General features: G+C 41.3%; 18 protein-coding genes. 9 read left to right on the top strand and 9 right to left on the bottom strand.

Going from position 1 to position 21582, the window contains the following annotated elements; translation table 11 throughout:
- Nucleotides 1-20: 20 nt before the first annotated feature.
- Nucleotides 21-1244: an aspartate kinase gene (locus CH352_RS01900; RefSeq protein WP_100706420.1), complete on the bottom strand. Its 1224-nt coding sequence runs from the start codon at nt 1242-1244 to the stop codon at nt 21-23.
- Nucleotides 1245-1383: 139 nt separating this feature from the next.
- Here CH352_RS01900 and CH352_RS01905 point away from each other — a divergent pair, with 139 nt between their 5' ends.
- Entirely contained in the window at nt 1384-3204 is a 1821-nt protein-coding gene (locus CH352_RS01905) for a sodium:solute symporter family protein (RefSeq protein ID WP_165780171.1), read from the top strand.
- On the opposite strand, the gene CH352_RS01910 is transcribed toward CH352_RS01905, so the two are convergent.
- Complete coding sequence (locus tag CH352_RS01910; protein WP_100706418.1) at nt 3161-3694, bottom strand: PaaI family thioesterase; 534 nt, start codon at nt 3692-3694, stop codon at nt 3161-3163. The genes CH352_RS01905 and CH352_RS01910 overlap by 44 nt on opposite strands.
- A gap of 297 nt (nt 3695-3991) precedes the next feature.
- Between CH352_RS01910 and CH352_RS01920 the strand changes: the two genes are divergently transcribed.
- Entirely contained in the window at nt 3992-4873 is an 882-nt protein-coding gene (locus tag CH352_RS01920; RefSeq protein WP_100706416.1) for a bile acid:sodium symporter family protein, read from the top strand.
- 51 nt (nt 4874-4924) lie between these two features.
- Here CH352_RS01920 and CH352_RS01925 read toward each other — a convergent pair whose 3' ends face one another.
- The 3 genes from CH352_RS01925 to CH352_RS01935 are packed head-to-tail and all read right to left on the bottom strand — an operon-like array spanning nt 4925 to nt 8484.
- The gene (locus CH352_RS01925) at nt 4925-6334 is read right to left on the bottom strand and encodes a pectin acetylesterase-family hydrolase (RefSeq protein ID WP_100706415.1); all 1410 of its coding nucleotides are present in this window, start codon (nt 6332-6334) and stop codon (nt 4925-4927) included.
- A 27-nt stretch (nt 6335-6361) separates the two neighbouring features.
- Nucleotides 6362-7768 carry a sensor histidine kinase gene (locus CH352_RS01930; protein WP_100706414.1) on the bottom strand — a complete coding sequence of 469 codons (1407 nt, stop codon included), beginning with the start codon at nt 7766-7768 and terminating at the stop codon, nt 6362-6364.
- Nucleotides 7765-8484: a LytR/AlgR family response regulator transcription factor gene (locus CH352_RS01935; protein ID WP_100706413.1), complete on the bottom strand. Its 720-nt coding sequence runs from the start codon at nt 8482-8484 to the stop codon at nt 7765-7767. Before CH352_RS01935 ends, CH352_RS01930 begins: the two co-directional genes overlap by 4 nt.
- A gap of 795 nt (nt 8485-9279) precedes the next feature.
- Between CH352_RS01935 and CH352_RS01945 the strand changes: the two genes are divergently transcribed.
- The 3 genes from CH352_RS01945 to CH352_RS01955 all read left to right on the top strand — a co-directional run bounded on the left by CH352_RS01945 (nt 9280) and on the right by CH352_RS01955 (nt 11371).
- Entirely contained in the window at nt 9280-10029 is a 750-nt protein-coding gene (locus CH352_RS01945; protein WP_100706411.1) for a YebC/PmpR family DNA-binding transcriptional regulator, read from the top strand.
- 250 nt (nt 10030-10279) lie between these two features.
- Nucleotides 10280-10765 (top strand): crossover junction endodeoxyribonuclease RuvC, encoded by a 486-nt coding sequence (locus tag CH352_RS01950; RefSeq protein ID WP_100706410.1) that lies wholly within the window; start codon nt 10280-10282, stop codon nt 10763-10765.
- A gap of 15 nt (nt 10766-10780) precedes the next feature.
- Nucleotides 10781-11371 (top strand): WG repeat-containing protein, encoded by a 591-nt coding sequence (locus CH352_RS01955; RefSeq protein ID WP_100706409.1) that lies wholly within the window; start codon nt 10781-10783, stop codon nt 11369-11371.
- 17 nt (nt 11372-11388) lie between these two features.
- On the opposite strand, the gene crcB is transcribed toward CH352_RS01955, so the two are convergent.
- From crcB to CH352_RS01970, 3 genes are read right to left on the bottom strand one after another with little or no spacing between them, the layout of a single operon-like run.
- Nucleotides 11389-11745 (bottom strand): fluoride efflux transporter CrcB, encoded by a 357-nt coding sequence (gene crcB, locus CH352_RS01960; RefSeq protein WP_100706408.1) that lies wholly within the window; start codon nt 11743-11745, stop codon nt 11389-11391.
- Nucleotides 11742-12518, bottom strand: coding sequence for a type III pantothenate kinase (locus tag CH352_RS01965; protein WP_100706407.1), 777 nt, complete (start codon nt 12516-12518; stop codon nt 11742-11744). The genes crcB and CH352_RS01965 overlap by 4 nt, the downstream gene beginning before the upstream one ends.
- Nucleotide 12519: 1 nt before the next feature.
- Nucleotides 12520-13269, bottom strand: coding sequence for a biotin--[acetyl-CoA-carboxylase] ligase (locus CH352_RS01970; protein ID WP_100706406.1), 750 nt, complete (start codon nt 13267-13269; stop codon nt 12520-12522).
- Between the two features lie 170 nt (nt 13270-13439).
- On the opposite strand from CH352_RS01970, the gene CH352_RS01975 reads away from it, so the two are divergent.
- Both CH352_RS01975 and CH352_RS01980 read left to right on the top strand, forming a co-directional pair.
- Complete coding sequence (locus CH352_RS01975) at nt 13440-16577, top strand: efflux RND transporter permease subunit (protein WP_243396305.1); 3138 nt, start codon at nt 13440-13442, stop codon at nt 16575-16577.
- Nucleotides 16555-18030, top strand: a complete 1476-nt coding sequence (locus CH352_RS01980; protein ID WP_100706590.1) for a TolC family protein — start codon at nt 16555-16557, stop codon at nt 18028-18030. The genes CH352_RS01975 and CH352_RS01980 overlap by 23 nt, the downstream gene beginning before the upstream one ends.
- A 34-nt stretch (nt 18031-18064) precedes the next feature.
- Here the strand turns inward: CH352_RS01980 and CH352_RS01985 are convergent, their stop codons facing one another.
- Nucleotides 18065-19828 carry an acyl-CoA dehydrogenase family protein gene (locus CH352_RS01985; protein ID WP_100706404.1) on the bottom strand — a complete coding sequence of 588 codons (1764 nt, stop codon included), beginning with the start codon at nt 19826-19828 and terminating at the stop codon, nt 18065-18067.
- A 370-nt stretch (nt 19829-20198) separates the two neighbouring features.
- Here CH352_RS01985 and msrB point away from each other — a divergent pair, with 370 nt between their 5' ends.
- Together msrB and CH352_RS01995 are read left to right on the top strand one after the other, a co-directional pair.
- On the top strand, nt 20199-20594 hold the full coding sequence (msrB, locus tag CH352_RS01990) for a peptide-methionine (R)-S-oxide reductase MsrB (RefSeq protein WP_207766675.1): 396 nt from the start codon (nt 20199-20201) through the stop codon (nt 20592-20594).
- Nucleotides 20595-20685: 91 nt separating this feature from the next.
- Nucleotides 20686-21582: an alpha/beta hydrolase gene (locus tag CH352_RS01995; RefSeq protein ID WP_100706403.1), complete on the top strand. Its 897-nt coding sequence runs from the start codon at nt 20686-20688 to the stop codon at nt 21580-21582.

Raw genomic sequence — 21582 nt, forward strand, 5'->3', positions numbered from 1 at the left:
TGCTCCCGATCCTCTCTTGTTCAACTGTTTTTCGAAAGCCCGAAGGTCTCGTGGATCTTGTTTACGGCAGTTTCTGCATGAATTCTTGGGATCACGCAGGAGATTTTGATCTCTGAAGTGGAGATCATTTCAATATTGATCTCTTTTTCCGCCAAAGCTTTGAACATTTGAGCGGCCACACCTACGTGAGATTTCATTCCGATCCCTACTGCAGATACGATAGAAATCTCCTCGTTGATCTCAGGTTTTTTCGCTCCCTGGGAATTAGAGAAAGATTCCAAAATAGGAAGTGCTTGGACTAGGTCTTTTTTAGGAACTGTGAAAGAGATAGTGTTCCTTCCATTATAAGGAGAAGATTGAACGATCACATCTACAAGAATATCTTTGGAGCTTAAATCTCCGAATAGAACTGCTGCGAGTCCCGGTTTGTCAGGAACATCTGCGATTGTAATTCTGGCTTGGTCGTTCTTTGCGGTAACTCCGCTTACTTTCAATTTTTCCATAATTTTGTCCTCGTTTACAACCAGAGTCCCCGGATTATTATTAAAGCTGGAACGTACATGTATGACCACATCATAGTTCATTCCTAATTCCACACTTCTGGAATGAAGAACCCCGGCGCCTAAACTTGCGAGTTCCAACATTTCCTCGTAAGTGATCTGAGAATGTTTAGTGGCGTGGGGAACCACTCTTGGGTCGGCGGTATAAACCCCGTCCACATCCGTATAAATTTCACATTCTTTTGCACCAAGTACAGCGGCTAACGCTACTGCAGAAGTATCCGAACCGCCTCTTCCTAAGGTGGTGATATTTTCGTGTTGGTCTATCCCTTGGAAACCTGCTACGATCACAACGTTCCCTTCGTTTAATGCTGCGTCTATTCTGGAACGATCCACTCCTTGGATCTTTGCATTGGAGAAGTTTCCGTCAGTGATCATCTTGATCTGAGAACCAGTGAATGATTTTGCAGGAACTCCAACTTCCCATAGAGCCATTGCAAGAAGAGCGATAGAAACCTGCTCTCCTGTGGACAATAACATGTCCATCTCTCTCTTTGGAGGATTTTTGGTGATCTTATCGGCTAGATCCACCAGCTCGTCCGTCGTATGGCCCATTGCGGAAACGACTACGACAACATGGTTGCCTTCTTCATGATAACGTTTGATTCTTCCGGCTACGTTCCGGATGCGATCAGGAGATCCTACAGACGTTCCCCCGTACTTTTGGACGATTATGTTTGCCATCGCTGCCTACCATCTTTTTGGGCTCGAAGCGGGGATCAAGATAAATCAAATATGGACGACTGGAAAGAATCCTTGTTTTCAAGGAAAGTCGGCCGATCTTTATGGAGAGTTCTCCCTTCTTTGGGAGAAGGGGGACCCCATTTTTTCTCCTATCGATTGGTATCTAATCTTAGCTTATATCATTTTCGCTTTTTCAGTCGGGCTTCTTCTTTCCTCGAAGGCCGGAGAAAGTTTGAGTTCCTACTTCGTCGCAGATAGAAAACTTCCTTGGTGGTGGCTCGGAACTTCTATGGTGGCGACCACATTTGCTGCGGACACTCCTTTGGTCATTACCGGAATGGTTGCCTCGGATGGCGTAGGCGGGAACTGGCTCTGGTGGAGTTGGGCAATCGGTTATCTGATCATTACCGTATTCTTCGCAGCTTCCTGGAGAAAGGCAGAAGTTCTCACAGATGTCGAATTCGTAGAATTAAGATACTCCGGAACAGGTGCTGTAATCCTAAGAGCTGCAAAAGCATTCTTCTTAAGTATTTTATTTAATTCCATTATCTTGGGCTGGGTCTTCAAGGCAATGTCCAAGATCACTGCACCATTCTTAGATTGGAATGTATTGCTTGGCGCAGAAGTTTTCGGATCCATCTCAGATGCTTGGCCGAGCTTTTTAATATTAGGAGATTTGAATACTACTCTTACCGTCCTTATTCTTTTTTCAGTTGTAGTATTCTATAGTAGTATGGGCGGGATCCAAGGTGTGATCCTGACGGACTTATTCCAATTTGCTTTAGGAATAGGCGGTGCAATCGTATTTGCGGTCTTTGCGATCCAATACGTGGGCGGATTAGCAGGTTTATATTCCAAATTGGAAACATTGTATCCGGGAAAATCCGAATCCATTATTTCTTTTTGGCCAAGAATAGGAGAGGAAGAACATGGACTTCCTCTTCAAGTTTTTCTAATATTCATAGGAGTACAATGGTGGATCCAATATCATTCCGACGGATCCGGATACTTGGCCCAAAGATTACATACTGCAAAAACTCCTAAGGACGCAGAGTTAGGTTCTCTTTGGTTTAATATCGCTAATTTTATTTTGCGCACCTGGCCATGGGTCTTAACAGGCCTCGTATGTTTGGTCGTATTCCCTTTACACGATGCAGATATGTTCCAATCTGCAGGTGGTGTCGTTCAATCCGACAGAGAAATCGCATATCCTGTCCTCATGAAGATCGTTTTGCCTGCGGGATGTTTGGGATTGGTATTCGTGAGTTTGATGGCAGCGTTCATGTCTACTGCGGATACTCATATCAACTGGGGTGCCAGTTATTTGGTAAACGATCTTTATTTAAGATTTCTGAAACCGGACGCAGGTAATAAAGAAACAGTTGTCGCTGGAAGGATCGCAGTAGTCTTGATGGCGGGAATTGCGATCTTAGTCGCGACTCAGATGAATTCTATAGCCTCCGCATGGAAGTTTTTCTTAGCGATGGCTTCCGGTTTAGGTCTTCCCCAGATCTTAAGGTGGATCTGGTGGAGAGTAAATGCTTGGACGGAATTATCCGGAATGGGAACTGCTTTAGTTCTTTCATTAATTTTATATAAAGTATACCCGAACGTAAACGCGGATTATCTTTTATTTTTCACCGCTCTCGGAAGCGTGATCGTTTCAATTTTAGTGACCTTCTTAACTGCTCCGGTTCCGGACCAAGTATTGGATGCATTTGTAGCCAAGTTACAACCTTTCGGATTCTGGGGAAAATGGGGTGGGATATCCGCTCGTAAAAAATTCTATTCCAGAGTTCGGATCTGGTTATTGGCGATCTTCTCCTTATACGCTTGGCTTTTCGGAATAGGATACATTCTACAATTGAAATATACGTTAGGTATTGTATTCCTTATATTCGGAGTAATTTCAGGGTTTATAGTCTGGAAGTTATGGGAAAAGAAAGATTCAGTTTCCTAATATAAATTGTCTTCTTAACGATCGCGATTTTCTGCCCGTTCGGATCTAAGACTTCTATAAAATAGATCCGAGTAGTTTTCTTTTTAGTTCTACATTCTTCTCGGATGGATTTTATATCTTCCGGGAAAACTTCCGTTTCTACAACCAGATCTTGATTGCTTGCTTTTAGAAAATCAATCTCTGCTTTTGTATCCAAAACAAGATATTCGGAGCCTAAATTTTCCGAAATGGAATACACATATAATGGATCTACGAAGGCATAGATTGCTCCACCGAAATGAAGTCCATTATACCCTTTGGTTTTATTGTTAAAAGGAAATCGGATCTTTAGTTTTAGCAAATCTTCGGACACAAATTCAAATCGGGGACCGAGTCTATGATAGACAGGCCATTTTTTGCGGATCATTCTATTAAATCGAAATAGTTTCCATTTTTCTAATATTCTTTTGAAAGGAATAGCTTCAAAGGTGGAGAAGTATATTAGATACATTTGTCGCTCCGGTTGTATGAGAATAATCCCTTTTCAGAGGATATTTAATTTTATGTCAAACTAAATGGATCGGTTTGGATTCAGAACATTTATTGGATCAAAATTGTAGATTGGGTCCTTTTGACGATTTGATGAAAATCCTAAGGTTTTTGGCTTAGGAACCGGTTCTGATTGAAGAGAAAAAAAGCTTTTCAGCTCAGGGCTTTCCAGACAGTAAGATACGTTTCCGGAAAGAAAATCCGAGATTCTTCTCGGGGATAAAAATAATAAAACAGGTGTTATGTTAAGGAGAGAATCATGCAATTAGGTGCAGTAGAAAAGGGGCTGCTTCCGGCTCTTTTAGCAATCGTAATGCTCGGAATGGGTTTCGGGTTGGCAATCGGAGATTTTAGGCGGATTTTTACAACTCCTCTCCAAACTTTGGTCGGTACTTTGGGCCATTTTGTGATCATGCCTTTAGCTGCATACGCGGTTGTATTGATCTTAGGTTTGGAATACGAACTCGCGTTAGGCGTCATTCTTGTGGGATCCTGTCCTAGTGGTACCACTTCTAATTTGATAAATTATCTGGCAAAGGGTGATGTTGCTCTTGCAGTTGTGATCACTGCACTTTCTACACTTCTTTGCCCTTTACTGACTCCGATTATTGTTACGTTCTTTGGCTCCTTATTGGATCCCACTGGTTCGAGCGTGATGCAAATCTCTTTTGTGGAGATGCTTAAGACAGTTGTAGTAATCATAGTGCTTCCGATTTCCATCGGTATGGCGGTAAAACATAAGTTTCCTAATTTTGCTCAGAAGATCGAAACTCCTTATAAAGTTTTCTCTATCTTATTCTTGGTTTTTGTAGTTGCGTTTGTAACTTATAAGAACAGAGACAATTTTATAGAGATGGTTCTTTTAGTCGGACTCGCAGTCATTCTTCATAATACTTTTGGATTTATAGCAGGTTATTTTTTCCCAAAAATATTAGGGATTGCGGAGAAGCAGGCGAGAACGATCTCTATCGAGGTCGCGATCCAGAATACTACTCTTGGCATGACTCTTGCGATCCAGTTTTTTGGTCCTAAGGTCGCGCTTCCTTCTGCGATCTTTAGTATTTGGATGTACATTGCAGGAATCATGATGGCTCTTTTTTGGGGTTATGTAGTTCCATTAAAAGAAGAAAAAGCAGCTTAGCAATCGAATGAAAAAAAGAAGGCGGCGAATTTTACCGCCTTCTTCGAGAGATCATAGTAGAAGATTAACTAACGCGAACCAGAAATTCGTTACGTTTGCATCGTTCGGATTCACACTTTCGAAAAAGCTTCTGAAAGTAGAACTTCCAAGCAGATAGTCATTGATGAAAGTCCCGAGCGTAATTCCGGTATTTTCTATCTCCGTTCCGGTAAATTCCACAATAGAAGTGCAATGGCTGTCATTGATACTTCTATAATACGGTATAAAATATTCAAGATTCGAATATCTATCGTATTGAGCCTTTAAATTTTCAATGTCCTGAGCCCAAAGAGTGCCGATGATATATTCCTTATCCGCCGGATTGTTTTCATCCAATCCATAGAATCTTGCATAAGAATACATGGAATAATTAGCATCTCTTCTGAATAGAGTAATAGCTAATTTATCATTCGGATATTTTTGAGCCAGAGCTTCGCTGATCTTTCCATAATCGGCACGAATATCCACGGAAGGGAAATCAGGCTGAGCCTTGCTTATAAAATACTCTGTATTCCAAGCATCTTTGATTTTTTGTTGCAAAGGCCATTGGTTCCCGAATCCAGGAGCAGGGAAGATTGGACCGGAATCATTCAATAGATAGCTTTTAGAAGGACTTAAAGCTTTTCTAATGAAGTGATAATTGATCATAGAGCCTGCTCCACCTGCGCTACACCCTGAAACAAACATCTCTTTCGGTTTATTAAAATTGTTCTTCAGCCAATCTATGACAAGCTCCATGTTCTTAGCGCCTACATGTCGATAGGTGATCGGAGGATTTTGTCCTGTCGGATCGGAGTAAGTTGCCACCTTATTTCCTGCATACACATCTCCAGTGCAATAAGGAATGAAAACTTTGTTCCAATTAGAAGTTTTAACGTTTTGTCCGGTAGGATGGTTTCTTAATATGATCGGAGAGATCACCGCATTTGGGCTTCCACCGGGAACATTCGGATCTATAAACGCTCCGAAGTTCATATGATTATCAGGAATACCGTTCGGATTTGCAGCTCCTCTGATCCCAGTTTGTCCAGTGCAGCTTTCGTAATCCCAACAAGCTCCTCCCGGTTCTAGATATACCAATAATCTACTGGAATATCCTAAGATCCAATCTAAGATCCCATCGGCGCGATCTACAAATATTTTGTAAGGGGTTCCGTTGCTACAGACTGCACCCGGAATATACACCACATCGTAAGAGCCATAGACTACGCTCGTTAGATCGTCTAAAACATTTTGGGTTTTCGGATCAGTGTTATCTAATCCGGTCAAATTACCTGTACCTTTTTCAGGAGTTTCTAAAAGTCCTCCTAGTAAAGCCAGGTCTTGCGTATTGTTCGTATTTTGGTCCGGGCTACAGTAGAATGACGTTACGGATAACGCTAATACTATTCCTCCCAACCAAATTCTCTTCACATCTTTCATTTTGATTTGCCTCCAGTTCTTAACTCCCTATTTCGCTTTTGATTGCGGAAATTCTAATATTACCTGGGCTCCTCCGAGTGCTTTGGAGTTGCCTAGGCGGATGCGTATTCCCATTCTATCTAATAGTTTTTTAGCCAATGCGAGTCCGATCCCGCTAGAGGATTCGGAGCCTGTCGGTTTTGCGGAAAGAATAGAAAATTCCCTAAACATATTTTTTTCGTCTTCGGGTTGGAATCCTGGTCCTGAATCTTCTATTTTGATGATTAGAATTTTCTCATAAACTTCCGAGATGAGTTCACTTTTGAGATAGATCTCTGAATTTTCAGGAGAGAATTTGGCGGCGTTGCTTAATAAATTATCGAATACTCTATACAATATTTGCGGATTTGCTTGGAAGTAGAAATTATATTCTGAGAGTTCGTCTTTTACTTCTATGTTTTTTGAGGAGAATAAGAAGTTTAGATTGCAAGTTACTGATTTTAATAATAACTCAGGATTTAACTTTTGGGTTTGGTTTTCAATCGTTTCGGTGTCTCCGGAACTTGCGAGATACAAAACGTCTTCAATAGATTCCAAAATTTTGCGGGAAGTTCTGTCTATATGATCTAAAATTTCGGGAGGATCCGCATATGAAGAAGCTACTCGATTGACAGGAATATAACTTGGTTCTCTTGTATAAAGCCCTACTAAACTTAAGATCCCTGTTACAGGGCTTTTCAAATCATGGATTGCTATCCTTAGGATTTCAGATTTTTTAATGGATTCCATTACCAGTTTTCGGTTTAGTTCACGGATGGATTGTTCTTTATGAAACGAATTCACTTTTGTGAGAAGGCTGATCAGATCCAATAGAATGGTCATGACCATTGTGAAGAAAAAATTCTGGATCAGAAATGATGAGTTCTTTCCTAACCAAAACATTGCCGCGAAGAATATTGCGTAATTTGTAAAATAGATAACCTTCTTCGTTTTATCAGGATAACGAAGAAGCACTGCAATCCCTAATTGAGTAAATGCAAATAGAGAAATATCCGTTCCGAATTGGAATATGAGCAGGTTCATTGCTGTTCCTGCGGAAGTTAAGAATAAGGTTCCGGCTATCGTTAACCACCTTCTGCCATTTTCACTTTTAAGGATCGGGAGATTTAAAAGCGCGGTAAAAAGAAAACAGCCAGGAATAAAAATTGAGTTATAGATCAAGAGGGGAAAGTATCCTGAATTTTTCAGAAAGTCAGTCCAATCAAGGGCCGCAAAAGGAATATAAACTACGAATAAAAATGGGAAAAGATATCTTAGTATGAGATAAACTTCGAAGTACGAGGATCGGATGAATTCTTCGTTACTTTTGACTTCTCTTAGGATCTGAAAATGTCTCTTTATAAATAATATAAAGTTTTTGGTTCTAAATCGAATGGCAACGTAGAAGTTTTTCACGGCAGACCTAAAACCTTATGATTTGAATTTTTGAATAATGAGAGAAGTTTACTTCCTTGCGATCGACTAACAGGAATACTGTGATCTGAGTGAAGTAAGAGTCGGTAGGTAGTTGGCGTTTTGAATAAGATCTTTTTAACTTCTTCCAACCGGACCAGATAACTTCTGTGGGCTCTGAAAAATCCGTGGGCTTCCAAATCTTTTTGGAGTTGGTCCAATGTTTTTCTGACCTTCTCCACACTTCCGTCCTTGGTAAATAACCTTGCGTAATTTCTTTCAGACCTTGCGAATACTATATTATCGGGTTCGATCGCTTCCTCTTTTTTGTGTGGAATTCCTTTCGGAGAGAATACATTAGGATGAGAGGAAAGATATCTATGGATGGAAATTCCGAATCTTTCTCTTGTGATCGGTTTTGGTAGGAAATCCAACACTGAAAATTCGAAAGCTTTTACTGCATTGTCCCTCTCCGAAGATACAATGATTGTTTGGAAAAAACTTCTGCTTTCAATTTCCAAAAGTTTGAAACCGGTTTCTCCTTGGAGATTTATATCCAAGAATAATAGATCTAACGGATTTTTGCGTATAAATTCCGCGGCAGATTCCGGATCGGAAACCGCGTGGATACTTTGTATCCTTTCATTTAAAAATTCTTTCGCTAAAATTTCTAAACAGCGAGAGGATAATATATCATCTTCTACGATTAGGATTCGCATACGCGGGAGTTTACTCCAGGTTCTAAAACTAGTCAATTTATTAGGGACAAAGAGATGCCATCGGGGGACGAATGGATCATTTTATGTAAAACGAATGTTATTAATAACGCCTGAATTTTTTGTATAAATACAGCGACATGTTGTTATACGTTATGCGAAATAGATTAAAAGTTAGAAAGATTCGGAATTTATTTCGCAAGTGGAAATCATGTTGGAATTCCTACATGATTTGTAGGTACGAAAAATCGGTTGATTTTTGTTGGGAATTGTGGTAAGGGCGGTGAATGTGTGTGTGGTTGTGTACCACCGTACCGGCCCCCCTTCGCAGCGACCATAGGGAGCGAGAAGACGACCGCAAACGAGTCGGTGACCGAGGGATCGAGGTCATACGAGTTTAAAGATGAAATCAGCGCGATCCGTTTGATCGAAAGTGTTTTGTGTACCACCGTACCGGCCCCCACCCAAAGCAGGGCGGGGAGATCTTTTTCTAAAATCTGAGTCCTCATGCACAGTAGATCTTTCCAGGAAGAATTTTATGAATTTATAATGTTCTTTTGATTTTTTCCGACGTTATTTCAGTAGGGATTTTTGTTAGGCTGGTCGGCCAAGAGTTTATAGGACGGATTCGGCTTTTTGCTTGGATTTCTCGGAGGGATGGGAGAGGCCAAAAAGGATGGACAGACTGGAAAAAGCGGGTTTTGTTGAAAAAGTAGGACCGGTTTTTGGCCGACTATCCTGCTTCTGATCTTATATATTTTTTAAACCGATCTATTCTTAAATGTAAGGGGAAATCTGATGTCCGGGCATAGTAAGTGGGCAACGATTAAACGCAAAAAGGACGCTATCGATTCTAAAAGAGGGGCGATTTTCACTAAGGTGGTCAAAGAGATCACTGTTGCGGCGCGTATGGGTGGAGGGGATGTTAATACCAATCCGAGACTTAGACTTGCGGTTTTGAAAGGCAAGGCCAGCAACATGCCGAAAGACAATATCGACAGGGCGATCAAAAAAGGTACCGGAGAATTGGAAGGCGTTGTGTATGAAGAATGCCTTTATGAATGTTTTGGACCCGGTGGAACCGCAATAATGGTCGAAGCCGTAACTGATAAAAAAACTAGGACCACTCCGGAGATTAAAAGTATCCTTACTAAGTTGGGTGGTTCTTTAGCGACTACGGGTAGCGTTAGTCGTCTTTTTGAAAGAAAAGGTATTATCGTAATTCCTTCCGATCAGATTTCTGAAGAAGAGTTATTCGAATTAGCAGTTGGCGCAGGCGCAGAAGACGTTCAGAACGAAGGGGAAGTTTTCAGAGTAGTGACTTCTCCTGACGATTATGAAGCTGTCCAAACCGCTTTGACTGACAAGGGGATCAAATCGGAAGAATCCGAGATCAAATTTGTTGCCTTAGTTGGCGCAGAAGTTTCCGACAAGGAAATTGCAGAAAAAGTAATGAAGCTGATCGACAACTTGGAAGCTCATGATGATGTTCAGGGTGTGAACTCTAACTTCGAACTTTCTCCGGAATTAGAAAAAGAATTCGGCTGAAATTTTTAGAAGCCATGGAAATTTTTCTTCGGCTTCTACTTTTCTGGGATCGGTGATTGGCAAAACTTTGTTGGAATTCCAACAGAGTTTCGCGCAAGGAAATGAGGTTGCCGGTTCAAGGAATTTATGATAGAGGGGAATCGGCTCTCCCACGGGCCACTCCCCCCACCCGAAGCCGGGCGGGGGCGCCCTTTAACCCCATGTAGGAGTTCCTACAATAAGAGCGAAATTTTAACTCAGGAGTCTTTTGGTGAAAATTTTAGGAATAGACCCTGGGTCCCATCGTCTAGGTTATTCCGTTCTTCAAAAAGATAAGTCTGTAATTCGTGTTCTCACTTACGGCACGATAGAAGTTCCGAGTGGAACCAAAAGTCCCGTAAACTTAATCGCTATTCGCAGGCAGTTGGATGCGATTTTGGATGAGTATCATCCCGATCTGGCTTCTGTGGAAGAATTATTTTTTGCTAAAAATAGAACGACTGCAGCCAGGGTTTACGAAGCAAGAGGAGTTGTTCTTCTTACATTAGGAGAACATAATATTCCTTTGGTTGAACCGACCGCTTCCCAGATCAAAAAAGGTGTCACAGGCAGCGGAACTGCGGATAAAAAAGATATTAAGGCAGCTTTAAAACTTCTTTTGGGAATGGAAAATTTGACCGGACATGATGATTCTTGGGACGCAATTGCGTCTGCTTATGTAGGTTTCGCGATGAGCAGCTCTTTTAGAAATAAATGATATATTGGAGGATCTATGGATCGAAAAATTTACCCTTTTGTGATTTTGGCTTTTTTGCTTCTGTTAACTTTCTGCTATAAAAAAATACAATTAACTGCTTTCGAAGAGGATGGCGTTTATGGCTATAAGGACCAGAACGGAAAAGTCCAGATCTCTCCTCAATATTCAATCGCTTATGATTTTAATGAGAATGGCGTAGGTTTTTCTTTTAGCCAAGACGGATGGATCTGTATAGATCCTCAAAACAAAGTTTTATTGAATGTATTCACTTTCGACAATGGTCCTGATTATTTTTCAGAAGGTCTGGCCCGATTTGTGGAGAATTCTAAATTCGGATTTTTCGATGCCTCTTGTAAAAAGGTGATTCCAGCAAATTATGATTTCGCTTTTCCAATTAGAGAGGGGTTCTCAATCGTGTGTAACGATTGTAAGTCAGTAAGTGATGGAGAACATTCTACTATCGAAGGTGGAAAATACGGTCTGATCGATAAAACCGGAAAGATTGTGGTCCAGCTCGAATACGATTCTCTTTCGGAAATCAATCCGGAGACTAAAACCTTAGAGGGATCTAAGGGAGGTGCTAAAAAAGAGATCCGTCTTCCTTAAAAGGTGAGCGTCGCTTTTTATTTGCTTACGTATACTCCTAATAGCACGGCGGTGATACAAACTGTCGTGCTAAGCATTATATATGCAAAAAAACTAAAATAGCTTCCTGATTGTAGTAATTTTAGGTTTTCTAAAGCAAAAGCGGAGAAGGTTGTAAATCCTCCGCAAAATCCTACCGTTGCAAACAATCTAACTTCTTCGGAAACTTTTCCCTGAGATAGTCCGTAAAATACTCCTATCAGTAATGAACCGACTATATTTACTGCAAATGTTGAAATCGGGAATAAGCCGGATTCTTTCGCGATTGTTTGAGATATTGCGTATCTACAAACTGATCCTAAAAATCCTCCAAGCCCTACTATCAAAAGATTCATTTTGCATTATCTTCGTATAATATTTGCAGTCCCCTTAAAGTGAGCAGGGGTTCTATCTTATCGAAAATTTTAGGATTCGCTGCATGGATGGTGGTTACTAGTCCACCTGTTCCTATTACTCTATAATCATTTCCGTGAGCGGCTCTAACTTCTTTGATGATGCCTTCTAAAAGGCCTATCCATCCGAAAAAGAATCCAGCCTGTATAGATTCTATAGTAGAATCTCCTAATATTTTAGAGGGAGCTTGGAATACGATCGGAGGTAATTGTGCAGTATTTCTTGTCAAAGCATCCATGGAACCTTTTAGTCCTGGAGCAATTACCCCTCCCAAATAATCGGGAGTATCATCCACAACGCAGAATGTGGTAGCGGTTCCTAAATCTATGATGATTGATTTTCCAGGATGATCTTTTACTGCCGCTGCAGCATTCACCAATCTATCCGCGCCTATCTCGAAAGGTCTTGGGTATTTGATCCCGAATGGTAACTTCATTTGATATTGAACTCTGATCGGTTCTATCTGGAACCAATCTTGGATCATTCTTTCTATGATCGGATTCAATTGAGGAACGACAGAGGAATAGATTCCACCAACGATCTGGCTGCTATCTATTTCGAATTCTCGGAGGAAACCCTTGAGATAAAGTCCCATTTCGTCGGAAGTTCTATCTCTACGAGTAACTGTTCTTCTATGGAAAATCGGCTCTTTAGAACCGTTCTCATAAATTCCAAAGACTGTGTTGGTATTGCCGACGTCGATTACTAGAATCATTCTACTCCAAGGACCTAAAATCCTCGGGGCTGTCAATGAATTCGACCATGTTTCCGACCGAGGTCCGGGCTAATAATTTTCCTTCTTCATTTACTCCCAGAAGCGTTGCGGTTTTTTGTTCTCCGCTTTCCGTCCAGGCTATGGTTTCTCCTTTCCAGAGAAGCTTCTCGTTTATGAATTCTATTCTTTTTTCTCCATCTGAAATTGCTAATACTGCATCGTTCAGAAGAGGAAGTAAGGTTTCTAAAAAACGGGCCCTTCTTCCTTTTTCATTTTGATCGCTTGTGATAAATCCGGCGTCGATCAGATAATCCGGAATTTCAGTGCCATAAAGATTGGCTCCGATCCCTAAGATCCAATCCCAAACTTCTCCTTCTTTTTCCGTTTCAATTAAAATACCGCAGACTTTTTTTCCATTTAAATAGATATCATTCGGCCATTTGATCCTAAGATCTTTTTTACTGGTAGAAGGATATACGGATAAAATTGCCTTTGCTACCGCGACTCCCACATATAAGGAGAATAGCCCGGGAGAAGATAGATTAGAATCGGAGGAGAATTTACCTGAGAAGATAAAAGGCTCGTCTCCCAATATACTCCAGGTTTTTCCCTTTCTTCCCCTTCCAGAAGATTGAAAATCCGCTAGGATCCAGGACCCTGGTGGGAATTCCTTACCTTTTAAGATGGTATTCGTGGAACCTGCTTCTGAGAGAAATATTCCTTTTTCGGGATCCAATAATTGAAACGACATGAGTTCTGTTTAGTACCTTTTTCCGATCTTTCGGACAAGAAAAAATCTGGCACTTGTGCGAAAAAGACAGGTCCTATAACTAAACAAAAATTCCTCCCTACAAATACAGATAGAAAGAGGTTCCTTTGAAGCTTTCTGAGGTTTCTATTCGCAATCCAATTTTTGCATGGATGATGATGGCAGCTATCATCCTGCTGGGAAGTATCGGCTTCTCCCGTATGGGTCTTTCTCAGATGCCGGACGTCGACTTCCCGATCGTGAACGTTACTCTCAACTTGACCGGGGCAAACGCTCAAGTTATGGAGACCGACGTAGTCGATCCTATTGAAGAAGTCCTGATGACAGTCCAAGGTGTTGTAGAAGTTCGTTCCGTTTCCACAGACGGTTCTGCGACTATCACTGTGGAGTTGGAGCTCAAACGTGATGTGGATGTTGCGGTCCAAGAGATCCAAACTAAGATCGCTCAGGTAAGCAATAAACTTCCGGATGATCTGGATCCTGCGATTATCATGAAATCAAATCCGGATGATCAACCTATTATCTGGGTTGCACTAACTGCTCCGAATAGAAGCGATCAGGAGAAGATGGTCTTTGTTAAGACCAGGCTCAAAGATAAATTCCAAGAAATTCCTGGAGTAGGGGAAATCATACTCGGCGGTTATGTGGACCGCACAATCAATGTATTCTTGGATCCGATCCGCCTTTTGAGAGCGGAGCTTACAGTAACCGATATCATTAATACATTAACAGAACAGAATATAGAAGTTCCTTCCGGAAGAGTGCAAAATAAACTCTCCGAAGTTTCCTTAAGAGCGGTAGGAGATGTTCCAACTGTAGAACAATTTTCGAATATATATATCAACTCCAGAAGCGGGGCCGCGATGTTTCGTCCGGTTCGCTTGAGAGAAGTGGCAAAGATAGAAGATGGCCTGGACGAGATCAGAAGAATCTCCAGATTTAACGGTGTTTCCGCAGTGGGTCTTGGGATCAAAAAGATCAAAGGTGCAAACGCTGTACAGGTCGGCGACTTGGTGAAAGAAAAAGTAGAAGAACTTAGATCAAGTCTTCCTCCTGGATTCGAACTAAATATCTCCAATGATAATACTACTTTTATCAGAGATTCAGTTCATGAATTAGTTTTTACTCTTATACTTTCTGCGGTGCTTACAGGGATTGTTTGTCGATTGTTCTTAGGAAATTGGAGCAGCACTTGGAACGTTCTTCTTGCAATTCCTACTTCAGTGATGGGAACTTTTTTGATCCTGTATTTTGCAGGTTTTACATTAAACACATTCACATTGCTCGGTCTTTCTTTAGCGACTGGTATAGTCGTAGATGATGCAATTATGGTATTGGAGAATATCAGTAGGCATAGAGAATCAGGAAAAACTTGGTTCCAAGCATCGTTAGATGGAGCGTCCGAAATACGGTTCGCAGCGTTAGCCGCTACACTTGCGATCATCGCGATCTTCCTTCCTGTCGCATTTATGTCAGGGATCATCGGACGTTACTTTTTGGAATTCGGAGTTACAGTTTCCGTGGCGGTTGCACTTTCTCTTTTTGAGGCATTGAGTTTTACCCCAATGAGAGCTTCTCGTTATAGAGAAAGTAAAGAAGCACAGAAAAAGCAAAGATCCAAATCGCCATTCACCTTGCCTGCAGATACATTCTTTTCTAAATTAAAGAATGCTGCGGATCGTTTTTCCTTTTTTAAAAGAATGGATCCAGTCATAGAGAATTTTCTTCAATTCTCAGAAAGAGTTTATGGGAGAATTTTAGAATTCGTAATTCGTAAACCTGGAACCGTGATCGTTTCATCTGTCCTATTCTTTGCGTTTTCTATTATCTTTTTGTTCCTATTGAAGAAGGAGTTCATTCCTCCTCAAGACATGGGAAGATTTATCGTTCGCGCAAAAATGCCGATCGGTTCCTCTATCATTCGTACAGATGAAGCAATGAAGAAGGTAGAAGGTTATCTCAGCACTCGACCTATTGTAGAAAAATTCCTGAGCAATGTGGGAGGAATGGGAGGCACTGAATCTAATACTGGAATGTTCTTCGTTACGATGAAGGATATGGGGAACCGTCCTAAGAGTAAAAAAACAGGAAGAGAGATCACTCAGTCCGAAGTATTTATAGAATTCAGAAAAGATCTGAAAGATCTTGTGCCCGAAGCAAAATTTTCCGTCCAAGATCTTTCTCAGAGAGGTTTCAGTGCCGGACGAGGTTATCCTGTTGAGTTGGTTTTGACTGGACCAGATTGGGCCACACTCGCAAAACTTTCGGACTCTATTCGTGAAAAATTAGATTCTTCTAAAACGATTTTGGACATAGATACCGACTATGTTTCCGGACAACCTGAAGTAAAAATTCTACCAAACAGAGAAGCAGCTGCGATCCGTGGTGTGAGTATGGCCAACATTGGTAATACGATCGGGCCTTTGATGGGAGGGCGTAACGTAAGTCGTTTTACCGAAAATGGTAGAAGTTTCGATGTTCGCGTTAAGATCGATAAGGACAAAGGAGAAAGCACCGATATCATTCCGAATATCGGGGTTAGGAATACGTATGGAGAGATCGTCCGTTTGAAAGATGTTTTGGTCCTTCAAGCGACAAACACTCTCAAAAATATCACTAGAGTAAACCGAGATAGATCCATTAAAATTTTCGGAAACCCTCCTAAAGAAAAAGGACAGACCTGGGCGACCACCGAGGCCATCCGCATTGCAAGAGAAATGCTTCCGGAAGGTTATCATGTAGAAGTTACCGGTTCCGCAAAAACTGCTTCTGAATCACAATCCAGCTTATCGGGGGCTTTGATCTTAGGGATCATAATGTCATTTATGATCTTAGCAAGCCAGTTCAACAGTTTAAAGCAGCCTTTCTACATTCTTCTTTCCATGCCTTTTAGTTTTTCGGGCGCGTTAATCGCTCTTTTCATCGCAGGACAATCCTTCAATATGTATAGCTTTATAGGATTGATCCTGCTCTTGGGACTTGTGAAGAAGAACTCAATTCTTTTGGTGGAATTTGTGAATCATGTGAGAGGGGAAGGGAAGAATATTGCGGATGCCATCCGAATCGGGTGCCCTGTCCGTTTAAGACCGGTGCTTATGACAACATTCTCTTCGATTGCGGCCGCTATCCCTCCTGCTTTGGCTTTGGGCCCGGGAGCGGAAACTAGGATCCCGATGGCGATCACCATTTTAGGCGGTTTGATCGTTTCTACATTGATCACATTGGTGGTAGTTCCAGCCGCTTATTATCTTATGGAAAATGAGAAAGATGAAGTACGTAGATACTCTTAAGAATTATAAAAAATTAATATTCTCTATCCTTGCTTGTTTATTTTTTTGGGAATGTGCCTCCACTCCGGAAGTGAAAGTCGCGGACGGAGTAGTGGAAGAAAGTCTAAAAAATATAACAGGGATCACTACCCAGGATGTGGAAAAAACGATCGCAAAAGAAACATTCAGTCTGGATGATCTCTATATTCTCGCAGTAGAAAGAACGGAAAGGATCGCGCTAAAGAACGAAGCGACAGAGCAAGCTTTGGCACAGAAGGACAAGGCATTTGCAGGTTTTATGCCTACTCTTTCTTATGTGTTTAACAAATTTTACTCTGTTCCCGGTCATACGCAGCAGCCCTCTATAGTAGATAATTATAAAACATATAAGGCGATCCAAAGTGGAGATCCTCTTTCTTTATTACCCTCTTCAACTTCCGGAAGCAATCTTCCTCCTACAGTGGGAGCGGGTTCTCGTTTGTTGTTGAGTATTCCGATCTCTGCCGGACTTTCTTCTTACCAAGATTACAGAGCATCCAAAAGTTTGGCCGAACAAAGAAGATTAGAAGCAAAACACGAAGCAGGCAGAATGTATCTGGAGATTGCACAGGCCTACTTCAACTTTTTACAATTGGAAGAAAGTGTTAAAATTTCCCAAGAAGCATATGAGTTAAACCAAGACTCTTTGCAGGAAAGAAAAAGAATGTATGCAGTAGGAAGGATCATGAGATCGGACCTTCTGAATTCGGAAACAAGTCTTTCCAATGCGGAAGCGGTTCTTGCAGATGCAAAATTCCAATTGGAACAGGTGCGTATTACGTTAGCCACTATGGTTGGTTATGAAAAGCCGATCTCTGTTGCAGGATTCAAAGCAGAATTGGAACCTCTCCCAACGGGTATGGAACCGGAAGAATATTTAGCAAAAAGATATGATGTTCTTTCAGCCTTTCAAAGTGTTAAGGTAGCGGATGCACAGAAGGACAAGGCTTGGGTAGGTTTTGCTCCTACGATCGCATTAAATAATTATTATTCTTTTCCTTATCCCGGCCAAACACATTCAAAAGATATTACTGCTCAGTTGCAGATTACAATGCCTTTGACCCCATTTTCTCAAATGGCTGATCTAAAAGCAGCGGACTCTGCAAAGAAACAGGCAAAACTTACTGCTTCTCAAACAAGAAGGATTGCTACTCAGGAAATCCGAAATGCTTTCGAAAGTTTTAAGAACTCTCAAAAGATATTAGCGATATACCAAAAGGCATTTGTATCCGCTCAAGAAACATCTCAAAGCCAGGCAAGTGGTTATCGTTCCGGTAGAAATAGTAGGATCGAAGCGATTGCTTCCAGGATTTCTATGTTAAATGCAGAAATCACGTATCGCAAAATGTTGCATCAACATTCTTTGAATCGTATCGCTCTTGGAGTTGCGATCGGAGAAATTCCTCATCTCCCTGGAGAAAAAAAGGAAGAATAAAGAAACGGCCGACGATCGCCGGCCGTTTTTCTTTTTAAACTGCCGCAGCAGCTTGCCTATTCGCTCTTTCTAAACGTAATAGATTCCCTTCTGCGATAGCTAAAGAATCTATATTATAATCTTGTGAATGTTTGGTTCTCTGTTTTTTCAAATCTCCATCCACTTGACCCAGAGATTTTTCTAAAAGCATTCCAGCCACAAATCTTGCTGCGATCTCTACGGTTTCGAAAGCGAGTTCGTCTTTTGTAAAACCATCTCCTATCGATTTGTAAGAATGAACCGCTTGTTCCAATTTTTCCCAAAGAGATCTAAGATCTGTAGAAGGAGAAAATTTGGACATTTCTTCTTCTGCGTAAGCTCTTAGTTGTCCACTCGCAGACATTCCGGAAACTACTCCTCCGATTGCGGCGACGATCTGTAATTGAGTTGTACCTTCGTAGATTGTAGTGATCCTGCTATCTCTGTAGATCCTCGCTACATCGTAATCCTCAGTGTATCCACTTCCACCATGGATTTGGATTGCATCTGATGCAAGAGCCACACAACCTTCGGAGGCATAATATTTACTCATAGGAGTGAATAAGTCTGCGAGTTTTTCCCAGCGACGGATTGTTTCGTCTTGGTTTACATCTCTCTCGCTTTTACCTTCTTCTTTGAGCATTCTTTCTTTTTTCCAATGATAAAGATCGATCGCTCTTCCTGTTTCTGAAACAAGACATCGTGTGGCTAAAATTTCTCTTTCCATCTTGTCCAAAATTTTTCGGACTGCAGGTATCTTCTCTATCGGCTTGCCGAATTGTATTCTTTCAGAAGCGTATTTTTTTGCTTCGAAATAAGCGGCAGTTCCAATTCCTAAAGATTGGGTTGCGATTGTTAGCCTTGCAGCATTCATCATTCCCATAGAATATTTCACAAGACCGTAACCAGTTTTTCCGATCAGAAGCCCCGGGGAATTTTCGAAAACGACTTCGCAAGTAGGAGAACAATGTAATCCCATTTTATGCTCTATTCCCGCGACATGAACATCTTTACCTTGTACTAAAAAGAATGAAAGACCTCTTGCTCCACTTTCCGGACTTCCTGTTCTGGCTAACGTAAGAATTACGGAAGGAGAATCCACATATCCGCAGGCATGAGTGATAAAACGTTTTGCTCCGTTAATTCTCCATGTACCGTCGGGATCTTGAGTGGCTCTGGTCTGCACGTTAGGAAGATCCGAGCCATAGTTAGGTTCAGTTAAGGCCATGGCTGCGCTGAATTTTCCTGCGGCGATTTGAGGCAACCATTCATTGCACATTTCTTCGGACGCAAATCTTTCCATGATCTCGACTATATTAATATTTCCGTATGCTAGACAAAACGCCGCATCTGCTCTTGCGGCTATCTCACACATCATGGATTGCACAGTCGCAGGCAAACCTAAACCTCCATATTGTCTGGAGATGGAGATAGGCATAAGTCCTGCATCTTTTAAGGTTTTATAACATTCTTCCTGTGCCTTCGGGAAAGTGACTTTGCCGTTCTCATATTTTAAACCGGTTTGGTCCATTTCCTTACTACGAGGAGCTACAAAGTCTCCCATAATTTCTCCCAAGGCATCTACGGTAGATTTATAATAATCTATTGCTTCCTGCACTGTAGAAGGTGCATATGCAAATCTTTCGTCGTTAGTCTGCTTGTATTTGGCGGCGTCATGAAAATCGCCTTCGTACGCTGCTATGATCTCCTTCCAATCTATAAGATTATCAAAATGAGTTTGTAAGTCGGTATTGTCCTGGAAATAGTTTCCCTGAATCATTTGTATGCTCCCTGTCGCTTAGAGGTATTTAGGTGTACTTCTTTATTAAGCTTGTGTCAAGTATTACCCATACTTCCTTTCCATAATAGAAACTTTGGTTTGTAATACGAACGAAGGATAAGGAACCGAACAGGTGTTTGGAAGAATGTTTGAGCTTTACAACTTGAACAAACGAGAATATTTTTACTCTTCAGGGACCTCAGGGATTCCTTCCAAAAGTAACCTTTTTCAGATCTGGACCGAAGTATTTGGCGAGGTTAGGATCATGAGTAAAATCGGACTAAGTATCGGTTTTGTATGTTTACTAGGATATGCTTTTTCAGGATGCTCCGATTCTGTAGGAGCTCCAAATGAGAAGAAAGGAGGTAAGATGAAATACGAAGTGCAGAAGTCAGAGGAAGAATGGAAAAAAGTCCTAAGTTCCGAACAATACCGGATCATCAGAGAAAAAGGTACAGAAAGAGCGTTTACCGGGGAATATTATTATAATAAAGAAAAAGGAAAATACCTATGCGCTGCTTGCGGTGCAGAATTATTCAGTTCGGATACAAAGTACGAATCAGGAAGCGGCTGGCCTTCTTTTTATAAACCTGCTGCAGACAAGTCAGTCCAATCCGAAACGGATACAAGCCATGGAATGACTCGCACAGAAGTTCTATGTGCCAGATGTGGAGGTCATTTAGGACATGTATTCCCCGATGGACCTGAGCCGACCGGGCTAAGATACTGTATTAATTCAGCTTCTTTAAAATTTAAGAAAGATTAGGATGAAAAAGGTCTGCAAAATTCTGTTTGCGCCTCGGAGCTGAGAATGGATTCTACCGTAGGGCGGGATATTCGCCCGCGGCAGAAACCGAATGAAGAGAGACCATCTTACTTACCTTCCCGAAAAAGGGAATATCCGTCCTGTAATCGTACAGCATTTAGCCGAGATCTATCACCATATATATTATTTTTTCTGTCATATTCTGGGGATCTTTATAGAGCTTCCGGATCATACCGAAGGATACAAACGCCCGATCGTTTGTGTTTCCGGATTTTTAGGAAGAGGCCTAACTTGGACCGCAATGCGCAAGCATCTAATCTCTCTTGGACATCCGGTGTATGTGGTTCCGCTTGGATTCCAAACTGGAAATATTCGTAAAAAAAGTAAGATACTTGAGAATTTCTTAATAGAGAAAAACATCAAAGATTGTTATCTGATCTGTCATTCTATGGGCGGGCTTATTGCTGCAGGTTTAAGTTATAAAGGAAGAGATAGGGTCCGAAAAATATTCGTGGTAGGTTCTCCTATGCACGGAACTTATATGGCATACCTCGCACCAATCTTTCCTTGCACCTGGCAGATGATGCCTGGATCCAAATTGGTGAAAGAAGTTGTAGAAACTTATTCAAAATTTCATAATGTACAGGCAGTGTTTACAAAGGGAGAAGGTATCGTCCGTCCTTGGGAAAGCGCTACTCTCGGCCATTTTGATGATGTAGAGATCCCTGAATACGGACACTTGAATTTATATTTAGGGCCACTAGGAATAGAGTGTTTAGGCTCCTTGGTAACTTCAGAAGAGAAGAAGGACCCACTTCCTATCAAACAAAAGCCTGCTGCTAAGGAAGAAGTGAAGAAGGAGACAGTTGCATCTGTACCTTCTAAAAAAGTTTCTCCTAAAAAGACTGTGACTAAGAAAGCAAGTCCTGCTAAAAAGAAAACGGCTAAAGTTTCTCCTAAAAAAGCGAAACCTAAGAAGAAACGTTAA

Source organism: Leptospira hartskeerlii (genome assembly GCF_002811475.1).
GTDB lineage: Bacteria > Spirochaetota > Leptospiria > Leptospirales > Leptospiraceae > Leptospira_B > Leptospira_B hartskeerlii.

What these genes read in the sequence shown, in the direction of transcription:
- CH352_RS01900 (WP_100706420.1), bottom strand. Translation starts at nt 1,244, where the DNA reads ATGGCAAACATAATCGTCCAAAAGTACGGGGGAACGTCTGTAGGATCT.
- CH352_RS01910 (WP_100706418.1), bottom strand. Translation starts at nt 3,694, where the DNA reads ATGTATCTAATATACTTCTCCACCTTTGAAGCTATTCCTTTCAAAAGA.
- CH352_RS01920 (WP_100706416.1), top strand. Translation starts at nt 3,992, where the DNA reads ATGCAATTAGGTGCAGTAGAAAAGGGGCTGCTTCCGGCTCTTTTAGCA.
- CH352_RS01925 (WP_100706415.1), bottom strand. Translation starts at nt 6,334, where the DNA reads ATGAAAGATGTGAAGAGAATTTGGTTGGGAGGAATAGTATTAGCGTTA.
- CH352_RS01935 (WP_100706413.1), bottom strand. Translation starts at nt 8,484, where the DNA reads ATGCGAATCCTAATCGTAGAAGATGATATATTATCCTCTCGCTGTTTA.
- CH352_RS01945 (WP_100706411.1), top strand. Translation starts at nt 9,280, where the DNA reads ATGTCCGGGCATAGTAAGTGGGCAACGATTAAACGCAAAAAGGACGCT.
- CH352_RS01955 (WP_100706409.1), top strand. Translation starts at nt 10,781, where the DNA reads ATGGATCGAAAAATTTACCCTTTTGTGATTTTGGCTTTTTTGCTTCTG.
- crcB (WP_100706408.1), bottom strand. Translation starts at nt 11,745, where the DNA reads ATGAATCTTTTGATAGTAGGGCTTGGAGGATTTTTAGGATCAGTTTGT.
- CH352_RS01965 (WP_100706407.1), bottom strand. Translation starts at nt 12,518, where the DNA reads ATGATTCTAGTAATCGACGTCGGCAATACCAACACAGTCTTTGGAATT.
- CH352_RS01970 (WP_100706406.1), bottom strand. Translation starts at nt 13,269, where the DNA reads ATGTCGTTTCAATTATTGGATCCCGAAAAAGGAATATTTCTCTCAGAA.
- CH352_RS01975 (WP_243396305.1), top strand. Translation starts at nt 13,440, where the DNA reads ATGATGATGGCAGCTATCATCCTGCTGGGAAGTATCGGCTTCTCCCGT.
- CH352_RS01980 (WP_100706590.1), top strand. Translation starts at nt 16,555, where the DNA reads ATGAAGTACGTAGATACTCTTAAGAATTATAAAAAATTAATATTCTCT.
- CH352_RS01985 (WP_100706404.1), bottom strand. Translation starts at nt 19,828, where the DNA reads ATGATTCAGGGAAACTATTTCCAGGACAATACCGACTTACAAACTCAT.
- msrB (WP_207766675.1), top strand. Translation starts at nt 20,199, where the DNA reads ATGAAATACGAAGTGCAGAAGTCAGAGGAAGAATGGAAAAAAGTCCTA.
- CH352_RS01995 (WP_100706403.1), top strand. Translation starts at nt 20,686, where the DNA reads ATGAAGAGAGACCATCTTACTTACCTTCCCGAAAAAGGGAATATCCGT.